The 13,690-nt window shown below is 70.3% G+C and carries 18 protein-coding genes; 13 read left to right on the forward strand and 5 right to left on the reverse strand.

What is annotated here, in order from left to right; genetic code table 11:
- The first annotated feature begins 102 nt into the window (after positions 1 to 102).
- Together ACFYX0_RS00140 and greA are read left to right on the forward strand one after the other, a co-directional pair.
- Positions 103 to 501, forward strand: a complete 399-nt coding sequence (locus ACFYX0_RS00140; RefSeq protein WP_388964647.1) for a DUF4307 domain-containing protein — start codon at positions 103 to 105, stop codon at positions 499 to 501.
- A gap of 166 nt (positions 502 to 667) precedes the next feature.
- On the forward strand, positions 668 to 1,165 hold the full coding sequence (gene greA, locus ACFYX0_RS00145; RefSeq protein ID WP_355919858.1) for a transcription elongation factor GreA: 498 nt from the start codon (positions 668 to 670) through the stop codon (positions 1,163 to 1,165).
- A gap of 96 nt (positions 1,166 to 1,261) precedes the next feature.
- Here greA and ACFYX0_RS00150 read toward each other — a convergent pair whose 3' ends face one another.
- Positions 1,262 to 1,642 carry a hypothetical protein gene (locus tag ACFYX0_RS00150; RefSeq protein WP_355919861.1) on the reverse strand — a complete coding sequence of 127 codons (381 nt, stop codon included), beginning with the start codon at positions 1,640 to 1,642 and terminating at the stop codon, positions 1,262 to 1,264.
- A 313-nt stretch (positions 1,643 to 1,955) separates the two neighbouring features.
- On the opposite strand from ACFYX0_RS00150, the gene ACFYX0_RS00155 reads away from it, so the two are divergent.
- Entirely contained in the window at positions 1,956 to 2,282 is a 327-nt protein-coding gene (locus ACFYX0_RS00155; RefSeq protein ID WP_388964649.1) for a response regulator transcription factor, read from the forward strand.
- Here ACFYX0_RS00155 and ilvA read toward each other — a convergent pair.
- On the reverse strand, positions 2,272 to 3,501 hold the full coding sequence (gene ilvA, locus ACFYX0_RS00160) for a threonine ammonia-lyase (RefSeq protein ID WP_388964652.1): 1,230 nt from the start codon (positions 3,499 to 3,501) through the stop codon (positions 2,272 to 2,274). The genes ACFYX0_RS00155 and ilvA overlap by 11 nt on opposite strands.
- Before the next feature lie 164 nt (positions 3,502 to 3,665).
- On the opposite strand from ilvA, the gene ACFYX0_RS00165 reads away from it, so the two are divergent.
- The 3 genes from ACFYX0_RS00165 to ACFYX0_RS00175 all read left to right on the forward strand — a co-directional run bounded on the left by ACFYX0_RS00165 (position 3,666) and on the right by ACFYX0_RS00175 (position 5,287).
- A complete protein-coding gene (locus tag ACFYX0_RS00165) occupies positions 3,666 to 4,172 on the forward strand; it encodes a MarR family transcriptional regulator (protein WP_355919869.1) in 507 nt (168 codons plus the stop codon).
- Positions 4,173 to 4,389: 217 nt separating this feature from the next.
- Entirely contained in the window at positions 4,390 to 4,884 is a 495-nt protein-coding gene (locus tag ACFYX0_RS00170; RefSeq protein WP_388964655.1) for a sigma factor-like helix-turn-helix DNA-binding protein, read from the forward strand.
- A gap of 154 nt (positions 4,885 to 5,038) precedes the next feature.
- On the forward strand, positions 5,039 to 5,287 hold the full coding sequence (locus ACFYX0_RS00175) for a hypothetical protein (protein WP_355919875.1): 249 nt from the start codon (positions 5,039 to 5,041) through the stop codon (positions 5,285 to 5,287).
- A gap of 37 nt (positions 5,288 to 5,324) precedes the next feature.
- Here the strand turns inward: ACFYX0_RS00175 and ACFYX0_RS00180 are convergent, their stop codons facing one another.
- A complete protein-coding gene (locus ACFYX0_RS00180; RefSeq protein WP_388964657.1) occupies positions 5,325 to 6,479 on the reverse strand; it encodes a cystathionine gamma-synthase in 1,155 nt (384 codons plus the stop codon).
- A 136-nt stretch (positions 6,480 to 6,615) separates the two neighbouring features.
- Here ACFYX0_RS00180 and ACFYX0_RS00185 point away from each other — a divergent pair, with 136 nt between their 5' ends.
- Positions 6,616 to 7,734, forward strand: a complete 1,119-nt coding sequence (locus ACFYX0_RS00185) for a hypothetical protein (RefSeq protein ID WP_388964660.1) — start codon at positions 6,616 to 6,618, stop codon at positions 7,732 to 7,734.
- A 48-nt stretch (positions 7,735 to 7,782) separates the two neighbouring features.
- Here the strand turns inward: ACFYX0_RS00185 and ACFYX0_RS00190 are convergent, their stop codons facing one another.
- Positions 7,783 to 8,349, reverse strand: coding sequence for a DNA-binding response regulator (locus tag ACFYX0_RS00190; protein ID WP_388964663.1), 567 nt, complete (start codon positions 8,347 to 8,349; stop codon positions 7,783 to 7,785).
- Positions 8,350 to 8,359: 10 nt separating this feature from the next.
- Between ACFYX0_RS00190 and ACFYX0_RS00195 the strand changes: the two genes are divergently transcribed.
- Both ACFYX0_RS00195 and ACFYX0_RS00200 read left to right on the forward strand, forming a co-directional pair.
- Positions 8,360 to 8,704: a hypothetical protein gene (locus ACFYX0_RS00195; protein WP_388964666.1), complete on the forward strand. Its 345-nt coding sequence runs from the start codon at positions 8,360 to 8,362 to the stop codon at positions 8,702 to 8,704.
- On the forward strand, positions 8,701 to 9,564 hold the full coding sequence (locus ACFYX0_RS00200; RefSeq protein WP_388964669.1) for an ABC transporter permease: 864 nt from the start codon (positions 8,701 to 8,703) through the stop codon (positions 9,562 to 9,564). Before ACFYX0_RS00195 ends, ACFYX0_RS00200 begins: the two co-directional genes overlap by 4 nt.
- 158 nt (positions 9,565 to 9,722) lie before the next feature.
- On the opposite strand, the gene ACFYX0_RS00205 is transcribed toward ACFYX0_RS00200, so the two are convergent.
- Positions 9,723 to 11,117, reverse strand: a complete 1,395-nt coding sequence (locus ACFYX0_RS00205) for a hypothetical protein (protein ID WP_388964672.1) — start codon at positions 11,115 to 11,117, stop codon at positions 9,723 to 9,725.
- 463 nt (positions 11,118 to 11,580) lie between these two features.
- Between ACFYX0_RS00205 and ACFYX0_RS00210 the strand changes: the two genes are divergently transcribed.
- The 4 genes from ACFYX0_RS00210 (at position 11,581) to ACFYX0_RS00225 (ending at position 13,649) form a co-directional block, all read left to right on the forward strand.
- Positions 11,581 to 11,706, forward strand: coding sequence for a hypothetical protein (locus tag ACFYX0_RS00210; RefSeq protein ID WP_388964674.1), 126 nt, complete (start codon positions 11,581 to 11,583; stop codon positions 11,704 to 11,706).
- 80 nt (positions 11,707 to 11,786) lie between these two features.
- A complete protein-coding gene (locus ACFYX0_RS00215) occupies positions 11,787 to 12,548 on the forward strand; it encodes an SDR family oxidoreductase (protein ID WP_388964677.1) in 762 nt (253 codons plus the stop codon).
- A 179-nt stretch (positions 12,549 to 12,727) separates the two neighbouring features.
- Complete coding sequence (locus tag ACFYX0_RS00220; protein WP_388964680.1) at positions 12,728 to 12,901, forward strand: hypothetical protein; 174 nt, start codon at positions 12,728 to 12,730, stop codon at positions 12,899 to 12,901.
- Positions 12,902 to 12,926: 25 nt separating this feature from the next.
- Complete coding sequence (locus tag ACFYX0_RS00225; protein ID WP_388964683.1) at positions 12,927 to 13,649, forward strand: DUF2637 domain-containing protein; 723 nt, start codon at positions 12,927 to 12,929, stop codon at positions 13,647 to 13,649.
- Positions 13,650 to 13,690 lie beyond the last annotated feature (41 nt).

Here is a 13,690-nt window from a genome sequence, read left to right on the forward strand (position 1 = left end):
GCGGCTTCTATAGTGACCGAATCAGGGGGCGAATAATTCCGGGTCCGGTCCCGGAGAGCCCCTTCCGGGAGGTATGTCCCGGTTCCTGCCGAGAGGACGGTCATGAGTACGGCGAGCACCCGGCTGCCCGAGGGCCGCTACGGCCGCTCAGCGGACGAGCGCGCCGACCGCACGCTCAAGATCGTCGGCAGCGCGCTGGGCGCGCTGCTGCTCGTGCTCGTCGGCTGGTTCGGCTACCACTACGTCGTCGAGAACAAGATCAGCGCCGAGGTCATCACGTTCGATGCCTCACACGACGCAGTCAAGATCCATCTCGAGGTCCGCAAGGACGCGAACACCAACGGTTACTGCACCCTGCGCTCCCAGTCGGCGGACGGCACCGAGGTGGGCCGCGCGGACTTCCGGTTCGGCGGACACGCCACGCGCATCGACCAGGTGCTCACGCTCCGCACCACGGCCCCGGGCACCACGGCCGAGCTGCTCGGCTGTCACGCCGACTGACACCCCGGCCACACACCCGCTGACCTGCCTTGTCGTAATTCTGATGGCTTATGTCCTCCCCCTTTTGCCGCTGAATTGTTAGGCTCGTGGTTTCGCCCACCCATGAAGGAACATTCTTCTGGGTAGGGCGATGCTTTGTATTTCCCAGTACCGACGAGGAGCACCTGTGACCCAGACCAGCGAGAACGTCACCTGGCTGACCCAGGAGGCGTACAACCAGCTCAAGGCCGAGCTGGAGTACCTTTCTGGTCCCGCGCGCACGGAGATCGCCGCCAAGATCGCCGCCGCACGCGAGGAGGGCGACCTGCGCGAGAACGGCGGGTACCACGCGGCCAAGGAGGAGCAGGGCAAGCAGGAGCTCCGCGTGCGCCAGCTGACCCAGCTCCTGGAGAACGCCAAGGTCGGCGAAGCCCCGGCGGCCGACGGCGCCGTCGCGCCCGGCATGGTCGTCACCATCGCCTTCGACGGCGACGAGGACGACACCCTGAGCTTCCTGCTGGCGTCCCGCGAGTACGCGAGCGCCGACATCGAGACCTACTCGCCGCAGTCCCCGCTGGGGACGGGAGTGATCGGCAAGAAGGTCGGCGACGACGCCGAGTACGAGCTGCCCAATGGCAAGAAGGCCATGGTGAAGATCCTGAAGGCCGAGCCGTACTCCGGCTGAGACCAGAACACGAGGAGACCCCGGCGCCATGGCGGCGCCGGGGTCCCGTTCATGCGGCGGCCGGCCGCGTCCGGACGACGAGGGTCGTCCGCCTCACTACTTGCACTCGAGGAAGACCCCGCCGGTGTCCTTCGTGTCACTGTGGCCGTTCGGCCTGGTCGCGTTCACCCAGGTCCTGAACGATCCGTACGTGGGGCACTTGACCGTGGCGACCACGGTTCCCACGGAGTTCGGCGAGACATTGACGCAGTTGCTCTTGAGCTCGACCCAGCCCTCGAACGCCTCACCCAGGAGAGAGACGCAGACCCTCTTGTAGCCCGCGTAGTGGGCTATGGCGGAGATCGAGTGGGTGTAGACCTTCGGCGTGTACGCGTCCAGCTCGTACGCCTGAGTCGCGGCCATCGCCTGGGGCACCCCGGTGAACAGCGCTCCCGCCGCGACCGCCGTGGCGACAGCACCCATGCGTAGCTTGAACATCGCTTTCCCCCTGTTTCACATCGGTACCGGAGGCAACTCTGAGCCCCCGGGTTGCTCCGGCATCATCCATGCGCGGCGGGATGCCTCGACATCCCCCGCTCAGGGGGTCATTCCCATACGCGCTCATAGCAGGTGGAGGCACATACCGGACCAGGCGGTCACCCCACGGGCGCCCCGGTCGGTCAGTTCACCGAATCATCACCTCCCCTTGGAGGCCCACCCCCTACAGTCGTGATCCGGACGCACGCCTGACCCGCGTGCACGGGTGACCGCGCGACACGTGGCGCGGCATGCTTCCAACAGGGGGAATCGCGTGAGCTATGCCAGAAGAGAGGCGTTCGGGACCCTACGGCACATCGCGGACGGCTGTCGCCGGGGTGCCGTCGGTGTCCGCCCCTCCGCGTCGTGCGGGTGCCTCGAACGGACCGAGGCCCAGGCCGCACTGGGCGCGCTCTCGGCGCGGGAGCTGGAGGTGCTCGCGCTCGCCGGGGACGGCCTGTCCAACCAGGAGATCGCGAAGGTCCTGACCATCAGTCGCGAGACGGCCAAGGACCATCTGCACAGCATCTACGGCAAGCTCAAGGTGCGCAGCCGTATCCAGGCCGCCAAGATCGCCTGGCAGGCGGGCCTCAGTCGATGACCGTGTAGCCGGCGTCACGCAGGGCCCGGCCGACCTCCGCGCAGTGCGCCGGGCCCTTCGTCTCCAGATGCAGCTCGACCTCCGCCTCCGTGATCCGGAGCCGGGGGTCGGTCCGCACATGGCTCACGTCGAGGACGTTGGCGTCCGCCGCCGACAGCACCCCGAGCAGTGTGGCCAGGACCCCCGGCCGGTCGGTCAGCCGCAGCCGGACGGCCAGATAGCGGCCCTGCGCGGCCATGCCGTGCCGCAGGACGCGCTGGAGCAGCACCGGGTCGACGTTGCCGCCGGACAACACCGCCACCACCGGGCCGTCGAGGTCGCCCAGCCCGCTCAGCAGCGCCGCGACCGGGCTCGCGCCGGCCGGCTCGACGACCAGCTTGGCCCGCTCCAGGCACAGCAGCAGCGCGGCGGACAGCTGGTCCTCGGTGACCGTGCGGACCTCGTCCACCAGCTCGCGGACGATCCCGAACGGCACCTCACCTGGCCGGCCGACCTTGATGCCGTCCGCCATCGTGTCCGGGGTCTCGATCGCGACGGGACGGCCGGCCGCCAGCGAGGGCGGATACGCCGCCGAGCCCTCCGCCTGCACACCGATGATCCGTACGTCCGGCCTGAGCGCCTTCACCGCGACCGCGATACCGGCCGCGAGCCCGCCGCCGCCGATCCCGACGAGGATCGTGCGCACCTCCGGGCACTGCTCCAGGATCTCCAGGCCGACCGTGCCCTGGCCCGCGATGACGTCGGGGTGGTCGAAGGGGTGGATGAACACCGCGCCCGTCCCGGCCGCGTACTCCTGGGCCGCGGCCAGCGTCTCGTCGACCACCTGGCCGTGCAGCCGCACCTCGGCGCCGTAGTCCTGGGTGGCGCTGATCTTGGGCAGCGGGGCGCCCTTCGGCATGAACACCGTGGCGTGCACGCCGAGCAGCGCGGACGCGAGGGCGACGCCCTGTGCGTGGTTCCCGGCGCTCGCGGCCACCACCCCGGCGGCCCGCTCCTCGGGCAGCAGCCCCGCGATCCGTACATACGCGCCGCGCAGCTTGAACGAGCCCGTCCGCTGGAGGTTCTCGCACTTGAGATGCACCGGCGCGCCGACCAGCTGGGACAGATGCCTGCTGCCCTCCATGGCGGTCACGCGTGCCACGCCCGAGAGCATCTTCTGGGCTCCCCGGACGTCGTCCAGCGTCACCGTCGGCGAGGAAGCGGCCGTGCTGTAGCTCATGGTCACCAGTCTCGCAGTTCATACGCGTCAGGAGCGGGTGTGACCAAGCCGCGAAACGGGTTTGCGCAGCGCTGGTACGGCCCGCGCCCCGGCCGCGTACCCTGTCCCCCAACCCAGCTCCCCACGCATGAAGTGAGCCCCCGGCCATGCCCACAACACCTGATATGTCGATGGACATGACGACCGTCGGTGATCCCGGTCTTCTGGACACGCTGCAGCACGAGGTCGCGGTGTTCGCACGCCGTGCCGAACAGACGCGGCTCGGCGGGGTGGGGCAGGTGCGCAACTCCATGGACCGCGCCGCGTACCTGCTGCTCAACCGCCTCGACAAGGAGGGGCCGATGGGCGTCAAGGCGCTCGCGGCGAGCATGGGCATCGACTCCTCGACGGTCACCCGGCAGGTGGCCCCGCTGGTCGACACCGGTCTGGTCAAGCGCACCTCGCACCCGGAGGACGGTCGCGCGGTCGTGCTCCAGCTCTCCCCGCGCGGGCTGTCGCGCCTGGAGGAAGTGCGCTCCTCCAGGCGCCAGTTGATGGCCGAACTGACGCACGACTGGACACCGGAGGAGCGCGAGGCGTTCTGCGGCCTCCTCACCCGGTTCAACGTCGCCCTCTCCGCCCGGCAGTCCACCCAGGGGGTCCCGGTGGCGGAGTCACGGGCGACGTCCTGAGCCTTCGGGGCACGCATTACGTCATCACGGCGACACGCGCGCGTACGGGCGCGCCCGGGCTCTTGACCCGGGCGCACGGCCGGTTTCATATGAGATCGGGTCCCTGCCGTACGCGGTTCCGCGCGCCGTTCACGCCCCCTGGTCGTGCGCGGGCGAGCGCTTCCGTACGCGGCCGGGTGTCCTTTCCCATCAGGGTCGCCCTCAGGCGGGAGGCGCGGTGCGAGAACGGCATGAGTCCCAAGGCGCCCGCCGGGAGCGGGAGTTCGAGGCGTTCGTCGCGGGCGCGTCCGGACGGCTGCTGCACACTGCCACCCTGCTGACCGCCGAGGCCCCGGACGCCAATCCCCGCGCCCGGCGGCTGCTGACCCTGGCCCTCGCCGAGACGTACGCCTCCTGGGACCGGCTGCGCGGCGAGGACCCCTACGACCGGGCCCGCCGCCGGCTGGCCACCCGCTTCGCGCACAGCGCATGGCACCGGTACGGGCCGCTCGGCCGGCACCGGCCGGACGCGGGGAGCGCGCTCGCGGCCCTGAGCCCGCAGGAACGGCTGATCCTCGTGCTCAGGCTCTACGAGGGTGTCGCCGAGGAGCAGACGGCCGCGCAGCTGGGGCTGCCCGCCGAACGGGTCCGGATGATCTGCCACCGGGCGACGACGACCCTGCTGCACCCACCGCAGGAACCGGCACCGGCGCCGCTGGCGGCTCCGTCGTGAGGCGCGCGGTGGTGCGGACGTACGAGAAGCGCCCGGCAGCGCGGACGTACGGGGAGGGCCCGGCAGCGCGGACGTACGGGGAGGGCCCGGCAGCGCGGACGTACGGGGAGGGCCCGGCAGCGCGGATGCGCCGGGAGCGGGACGGAGGTGGCCGGTGAATCTGTCCGAGCGGGAGGCCGCGGTGCGGCGGCTGCTGGAGAGCACTTCGCCCCTGGTACCGCCCGACCTCCACGCGGAGGCGGTCCGGCGCGGCAGCCGAATGCTGCGCCGCCGGACCGCGGCCCGCCGTCTGCTGTGGCTGGCCCTGCTCGCCGCGGCCGTCGCCTTCCTCGTCTGGGCGTCGATGGCGCGCCCCTGGGTGGAGCCGCCCTCGACGACGACTCCACCGATCAGCGACTGGTGAGACCGGTGCCCGGCGAGCGGACCGGCCGGGCTGCGGACTAGCCGAGGGCCTGCTGGAGGTCCTCCATGAGGTCGTCCGCGTTCTCGATGCCGACGGACAGGCGGACCAGGTCGCCGGGCACCTCCAGGGCCGAGCCGGCCGCGGACGCGTGCGTCATGCGCCCCGGGTGCTCGATCAGCGACTCGACGCCGCCGAGGGACTCGCCGAGGGTGAACACCTTGGCGCGGTTGCAGACCTCGACGGCCGCCTCCTCGCCGCCCTGGACCCGGAACGAGACCATGCCGCCGAACCGCCTCATCTGCTTGGCGGCCACCTCGTGACCGGGGTGCTCCGGCAGGCCCGGGTAGAGCACGCTCGTCACGCGCGCGTGCCGGGTGAGCATGTCGGCGATCTTCGTCGCGTTCTCGCTGTGCCGGTCCATGCGGACGGCCAGCGTCTTGGTGCCGCGCAGCACCAGCCAGGAGTCGAAGGGACCGGCCACCGCGCCCATCGCGTTCTGGTGGTAGGCCAGCTGCTCGCCCAGCTCCTGGTCGTTCACGATCAGCGCACCGCCGACGACGTCGGAGTGGCCGCCCATGTACTTGGTCAGGGAGTGCACGACGACGTCCGCGCCGAGCGACAGCGGCAGCTGGAGGTAGGGGGTCGCGAACGTGTTGTCGACGACGAGCCGGGCGCCCGCGTCATGGGCGATCTGGGCGACGGCGGCGATGTCGGTGATGCCGAGCAGCGGGTTGGACGGGGTCTCCACCCACACGACCTTGGTCTTCGGGGTGAGGGCGGCTCGTACGGCGGACGGATCGCTGGTGTCGGCAACCGACCATTCCACGCCCCACCGGGAGACCACCTTGGCGAAGAGACGGAACGTGCCGCCGTACGCGTCGTTCGGGATGACCACGTGGTCGCCGGGGCTGAGCAGCGTACGCAGCAGGCAGTCCTCGGCCGCCAGTCCGGACGCGAACGCGAGGCCGCGGCGGCCGCCCTCCAGGGCGGCGAGGTTCTCCTCCAGGGCGGTCCTGGTGGGGTTGGCGCTGCGGCTGTACTCGTAGCCGCCGCGCAGTCCGCCGACACCGTCCTGCTTGTAGGTGGAGACCTGGTAGATCGGCGGGACGACCGCGCCGGTCAGGGGGTCGGCTGTGTTCCCCGCGTGAATGGCGAGGGTCTCGAAATGTTCGCTGATGTGCCTGTCACTCATGAACACCGAGGGTAGTGCGCCCGCAGCCGGGACGGGACGACGGGCGCGGCGCCAGACGGCAGGCGGTGCGGTCGGTTTTCCACAGGCCCCGCGACCGGGTTGGCACGGTGTCCGGCCCGTCTGGTTCGCTTGGCCCATGGTGATTCTCTGGGTCCTGATGGCGCTGGCTCTCTTCAGCATGGTTCTGCTGCCCGTCCTTAGGCGCGGGCGCTCGGGCATCCAGCAGGTCACGCCGGGCGACCCGGACGCCGCGGACCCGGCGAACTACGGCTTCGCGCGCCAGGAGGAGCTGGACATCCGGATGCCGGGCCCCGACCAGGACCTGCTGGACGTCCTGGACGTCGTGCAGCGCACCCAGGACTACCGCGCGGCCGCGCAGCTCCTGGCCGGCACGGAGACGGAGGGCGAGACCCGCTGGCAGCGGGTGCAGGCCTTCGCGGGAGCCGCCTCCCTGGAGCTCCAGCAGCGGCCCGGCGGGGTGAGCGAGACGCCGGGCGGCCAGTGGCTGCGGGTGTGGCGGGCCGAGGCGCCCAAGGACGCGGGCGGCGCGGCGGTGCACGCGGAGTTCCTGGTGCAGCAGGCATGGCGTACGGCGACACCGGGGACGGACGAGTTCCGGATCATCATGGAGGAGGCGCGAGCAGCGTGCGCGGAGGCGGCGCTGCTGGCCCCCGGTGACCCCGTCCCGTACATCGTCGAGCTCTCGGTCGCCCGGGGGCTGGCCTATCCGCAGCCGGAGTTCGAGCAGCTGTGGCTGAGGATCCTGGACCGCGCGCCCGCCCACATGGGAGCGCATCTGGCGGCCCTGCACTACTGGTGCGAGAAGTGGCACGGCTCGCGGGAGCTGGCGTACTCATTCGCGGAGGCGGCCGCGGCCCGGGCGCCGCACGGCTCACTGCTGGCCGCGATGCCGCTCTTCGCGGTCTTCGAGCACCTCCCCGAGGTCAACCTGGTCCGCAGCTTCTACCAGAGCGAGGTCGTGACGAAGGCGGTGCACGGCGCGCTCTACGCGGTCCAGTCGGCCCGCCCCGACGACCCGATGCTCTCCCATGTCCGCCATCTCCTGGTCTTCTTCCTGGTCCGCAGCGAGCGCTGGGCGGAGGCGATGGCCCAACTGGTCCATGTCGACGGCCACGTGGGCGCGCTCCCCTGGACCCTGACCACGGACCCGGCCGGGGAGTACGCGGTGTACCGCGCACTGGCGGTGGCGGGCTTCGAGGCGAACGGAGGCAGCCCGGCAACGCTGCCCCACTGAGCCGGGAGCCCTCACACGGCACCCGCGGAGACCTGAGCGTGCCGCCCCTCACCGTGAGGGCGAGACCAGGCCGGTCTCGTAGGCGAGGATGACGAGGTGGACCCGGTCGCGTGCGTCGAGCTTGGTGAAGAGCCGTGCGAGGTGCGCCTTGGCGGTGGCCACGCTGATGAAGAGCTCCTGAGCGATCTCGGTGTTGGACAGGCCGCGGCCGACGAGGGTCAGGACCTCGCGTTCCCGGGAGGTGATGCCGTCGACCAGCACCTGGCGGGCGGCGGCGGGTTCGGGCCGCGCGGCGAACTCCTCGATGAGGCGGCGCGTGACACTCGGGGCTATGAGAGCGTCTCCGGCGGCGACGACCCTGATCCCGTCGAGGATGGTCTCCAGCGGCATGTCCTTGACAAGGAAGCCGCTCGCTCCGGCGCGCAGCGCGCCGTAGACGTAGTCGTCGTCGACCTGATCGAGGGCGGCCGGACCAGGGGTCTGGTCGAATGGCACGGACTCCATGTCACCCTGCCGCAGTGCGCCGAGCATCCGCCGCAGGCCGGCGAGGGTCTCCCTGCTGGTGGCTCGCCGCCTGGCGTCCGAAGGCCGCACCGTGTTCGTCTCCAGCCACATGATGGCCGAGATGCAGCACACCGCTGACCAGCTCACCGTGATCGGCCAGGGCCGGCTGATCGCCGGCCAGAGCCTGGAGGACTTCGCGGCCCGCGACGCTTTCCTGAGCGTGACCGTGCGCACGCCCGACCTGGCCGCGCTGGCGGACGTGCTTTCGGCACAGGGCGCATCGGTGCAGCGGAAGAGCGACGAGACGGGCCGGGTCACTGGCCTGATCGCGGCCCGGATCGGAGAACTCGCACACCGGCACCGCATCGTGCTGCACGAACTCACCCCCCAGACCTCCTCCCTGGGGTCGGTGTTCATGTCCCTCCCCGCTGACAGCATCGAATACCTCGCAGGAGATGACCGATGAGCACACCGACGTTGTCCGGCGCAAGGCCGTCCGAGCGTGCGGCCGAACCCGCGCCGCGGTTCGTGGACCTGCTCACCGCCGAGTGGATCAAGATGCGATCGCTCCGGTCGACGTACTGGGTGCTCGCCCTCAGCTCCCTCGTCGCCATCGCCGTCAAAGTGAACGCCGTCCACTCCGACCTGACGTACATCGACCATCCGCATCCCGCGATACCCGGCCTCCCGACCTACAAGTACGACCCGCTGTGGCACGGCCTCAACGCAATCGCCGCCGACCTCACGGCGCTGGCGGCGGCCAGCTTCGGCGGCATCGCGGTCTTCGGCGAGTACGGGACCGGAATGATCCGCACCACGCTCGCCGCCGTCCCCGACCGCCGCGCGGTGATCACGGCCAAGGTGACCGTCGTCACCGCGATCACGCTCGTCCTCGGTGTGATCGTCTCCACGACGTCGTTCTTCACCACCAACGCGATGCTGGCCTCCCGACACATCGGACTTTCGATCAACGACCCCGGCTGTCTGCGGGCCGTCGCGGCCTACGCGCTCATCGTTCCGGTCTGCGCGCTCATCGGCATGGCGTTCGGCGCCGTCCTGCGACACGCCACCGCCTCGATCGTCGCAGTCGTGGGGTTGCTGTTCATCGTGCCTCTGCTCTTCGGCGGCGACCGGTACAAACTCCTCAAGAAGATCGGCAACTATCTTCCCCTCCACGCCGAGAGCCGACTGACTCTCAACCCGAACTCCTATACCAGCCTGGGCAAGTATCCGGGAACGATCACTGGCTCGTGGATCGCGCTCGCGGCCTGGACCCTCGTTTCGATGATCGTCGCCGTGGTTGTCGTGCGGCGCCGGGACGTGTGAAGCCGGCTCTGTGCAGACGGCACCCGCACCAGCAGCCGATGGCCAGGCCGTAGCACTCCGTCGTCCAGGTCGGTTCCACAAGAGGTCACCCGGGCCCGGACGGTAAAGAGGTCTATGAACTCGGCTCGACGTGGATCATCAGGAACTGATCTGCCGGGTCAACGAGGGATGCCCGCGTCGTCCAGGTATCGGTGCATGACTTCCGTGGGGAGGCTCGGGTTGCCGAGGGCGTGGGCGGAGGTCTCCGGATTCCCGCAGCTCTGGAGGATGAGATCGACTGGCAGCGCGGGGTGCGCGGCTGCCATGGCACGTACACGATCGTCGGGGTCGGCAAGCAACCGGACCACGGCGTTGACGGGCGCGTCGGCGTCGAGCCCCACGAGCCATCGTTTCTCCGGATCCGGGTCGTCGGCGAAGCGTTCTCCGGCGCCTGCGCTCGGGAAGTTCGGGTGGTCCAGCAGAAAACCCTTGGTGATGGCCTTGCAGTCCAGATACGTCTGCAGCACCACTTCGCCGTCGACGGTCGGTTGGTTCTCACAGAGCAGCAGTCGCACGGCGTAGTCGTCGTCCCTGGAGAGCAGGTCGACGGCGTCGGCAGGCAGGTGCCGGCTGAAGGCGGCGCTGCGCCGCAGCAGGATGTTGGCCGACTCGGCGCATCGGCCCAAGACGTCGGGATCGGCGCAGAGGCGAACCCATTCGACGGGATGGAGCCGGTCGGACGGGCTGATGGTGACGTCGATGGCGGCACGTTCGGCCTCCGTCAGCTCGGGTCGTACCGATATCGCCAGCCGGACGCTGTGCGCGTTGTCGTTCGCCAACGTCCGGACGATGTCGGCGGGAACGTTGAGGTTGGCCGCCAGCTCGAGCCGGTCCTCCTCCTCGGGGCTTGCAGCGAGCCGTTCGGCGGTCGCCGTGCTCATGGCGCCGTACCTGATCACATCCCGCCTGTCGAAGCAGCCGAGTCCTGCGTCGAGAAGAAGGTTCGTGTAGCCCGCGTCATCGTGGCAGGCCTGCATCATGGCTGCCTTACGTACTCTGTCGTCGGCGTCGCGGAGCAGACGGCTTCGGGTGTCCTCAGAAAGCAAGGCCCATCGGCTGCAGGCCGCCTGCCGAAGGTCCGCGTCCTGGTGGTCGGCGAGCGCGGCGACCAGGCTTGGAGCTGTGTGGCGGGAGAGGGCTGCGCTTCGGCGGACCCGCGGTTCCGGATCGGTGAGCAGGCGCTGCTGAGCGGACAGGGGCAGTGGCTGCACCGGGGTGCGGAACCCGTCGGGCCCGACTGCCAGAGCATGGCGGACACGGGGATCGGGATCGTCCACGAGCCGGGCGCGTTGCTCCTCCGTCACCGCGGGGTTCGCAGCGAACGCTGTCCGCAGCCTGCGGTCGGGATGCGTGACGATGGCGTCGACCACCTCGTCAGGCAGAGCGCGCCAGGTGATCCAGTCCCAGGCCGCAATGGCTTCCTCGCTCAGCAGCCTGCTCAAGACCTCGGTCGGCGCCGCAGAATTTCGCGCGATCGCGACAATGGTCTCGCGGTGACCGCGATCTCCCCGCATGGTGCCCCTCCCCCGTGTTCACCGGCTGCCCTCGCAGGCCCGCGGATTGTGGGCATGCCGCGTGTACAAGGTCAACTGCTCGCCGCCGAGTCGGCGGACGAGACCGGTCCTGCCGCGTCCCGCTGACGCCCGGGTGCCGTCGGCCGATGCGCTGCGGACGGGCTTCGCCGTCTCGCCGAGCGGTCGAAGTCCGTCCGGGTGAAGGACGGACGGCGCGCAGCCGCCGGTCGGGTGACCCGCCGGATTCGGCGATCACCGGGCGAGGCGCCGATCAGCGTGCGTGCCGGCGGGGTCCCACCCATCCGGTGCGCGGCAGTGCGGTTGCCGACCCGAGGAGACCGGAAGGGGGCCATCGTGACCCAGCAGAAGGTGACCCGCTCCGGAGGCGGCATCGTGCGGCCGGTGTCCTCGGACGCATCGCCCACGGCCGGTCGGAGAGCCACGTCGAGCGGCCGCCGACGTGATGCTCGAGCAGCGGCGCACACTGGTCCTGTGTCTTCGGGAGGCGTTGTCGAACCTCATCCACCTGCGCAACGTGGTCGCCGTCAGCGACACCGCGGCACGGCGCGAGCGCACCCGGGCGCGGTGACACCCGGACGCGGCTGACGGAACGCGGCCACCGGATCCGGGGGCGGACGGAGGCGGACGGAGAGAAAACAGGGGCCGATCATGGATCTCGGATTGCAGGACCGGGTGTACATCGTCACCGGCGGTACCCGCGGGCTGGGGCTGGCGGCCGCGCGTGCACTGGTCGCGGACGGTGCGAAGGTGGTCGTCAGCGGCCGGAACGAGCAGTCGGTGACCGGCGCGGAAGCGAGCCTGGGCGGCCCGGGGCACGCGGTCGGTGTCGTCGCCGACAACGCCGACGCCGACACCCCCGACCGGCTGATCGACGCGGCGCGCAACGCCTTCCAGCGGCTGGACGGCGTGCTCATCAGCGTGGGCGGACCGCCGCCGGGCACGTCGGACACCATGGGCGACGACCAGTGGAACGCCTCCTTCGAGTCGGTCTTCCTGGGCGCGGTGCGGCTGTCCCGTGCTGTCGCCGCGGAACTGGACGAGGGCGGGGCGATCGGCTTCGTCCTCTCCACCTCGGTGTACGAGCCGATCCACGGGCTCGCCATCTCCAACGCCTTCCGCCCGGGTCTGGCCGGCTACGCCAAGAACCTGGCCGACGAACTGGGCCCCCGCGGCATTCGGGTCGTCGGCTTCCTCCCCGCCTACATCGAGACCGACCGGGTCCGCGAGATCAACGCGCTGACGGGGGACGCCGACCGCGCCCGTGCCCGCGCCGCCGCCACCGTCCCGTTGCGCCGCATCGGTGCCCCCGAGGAGTTCGGCAGGGCCGCGGCCTTCATGCTGTCGCCCGCCGCCTCCTATCTCACCGGCGTGATGCTCTCGATCGACGGCGGTGTGCGAAGCGGTTTCTAGCCGCTCCGCGTCCGGCCCCGCGCGCACGGCAGGAAATGCTATTCACCGAAATATATGCTTGGACGCCTATGCGGAATTACACGGGCGAGTACGGTCATCCGACTAGATGAACGTTTCTTCATGGATTCATTCCCCCGAATGCCCGATACCTGGGGCCGGTAGGTGCTCGTTAGGTGATCGTGACTTGGAACGAACCGGAAGATCAGATCCTCGCCCGGACCGGAGCCGTGTGGCACGACCCGGTGATCGGCGACCTGCGCGTCAAGGGCTGTTCGGACCTTCTTGAAGACTTCCTCAAGGAAATCGGTCAGATGGAAAGCGAATACATGCGCGCTTTCAACGGAACCGCCTGAGCGAGGGGCGCGGAGGAGCTAGAGAATGGACAGGCTTCAAGGCGAGCCGAACCTCTACGACATTCAGTTCGCCCTGAGAACGGAATACGACCCGCTCGGCCAGCCCTCCTACGACGTCGACCCCCTCGACGCGCATGCCGTCTGGAGCGCTCCCGGCCCGGACATCGCGCCGAACGGCTGGGACCCCGACGAGGAGCTGGCCCGGATGCTGTCCACCGTGACCGCCGCGGAACCGGTCCCGGTCGCGCTGGACGGACAGCATCGCCACCGGAGCGAGCGACGGCGGCCCCGCCCGGCGCCCCATGTCCTCGACAGCGGCCAGCCGGTCACCCCGATCACGATCCTGGTCGCCACGATCGCCGCGTGTTCCGTAGCCATGCTGGGGTGGTCCACCGCCTATTCGTACGGTCAGCTGCGGGCCATCGCCTCGACGGTCCTGCCCTCGCCCCTGGCGCAGTGGTGGCCGCTGACGGTGTACGGGCCGTGGTTCGTGGCGGCCCTGTCCATTCTGCGCGCGGCCATCCAGCACCGGACCGCCCGGCGGTCCTGGGGGGTCATCCTCGTCGCCTCGGCCACCGCGGTGGCTCTCTGCGTCAGCCACTCCGCGCACTCCACGCTCTCGATGGTGATCGTCGGCATTCCGCCGATCACGGCTCTGGTGTGTTTCCGGGAACTCGTCGGTCAGGTCTCTTCCAAGTACCGCCCGCGCCACGCGGCGCACGGCAAGGAGCCGTCCAACGGCAGCTGACCCCCGCGCCCGGCCCGCCGGAGGAGACTCCTGCGGGCCGG

Source organism: Streptomyces sp. NPDC002573, from assembly GCF_042889625.1.
GTDB lineage: Bacteria > Actinomycetota > Actinomycetes > Streptomycetales > Streptomycetaceae > Streptomyces > Streptomyces gibsoniae.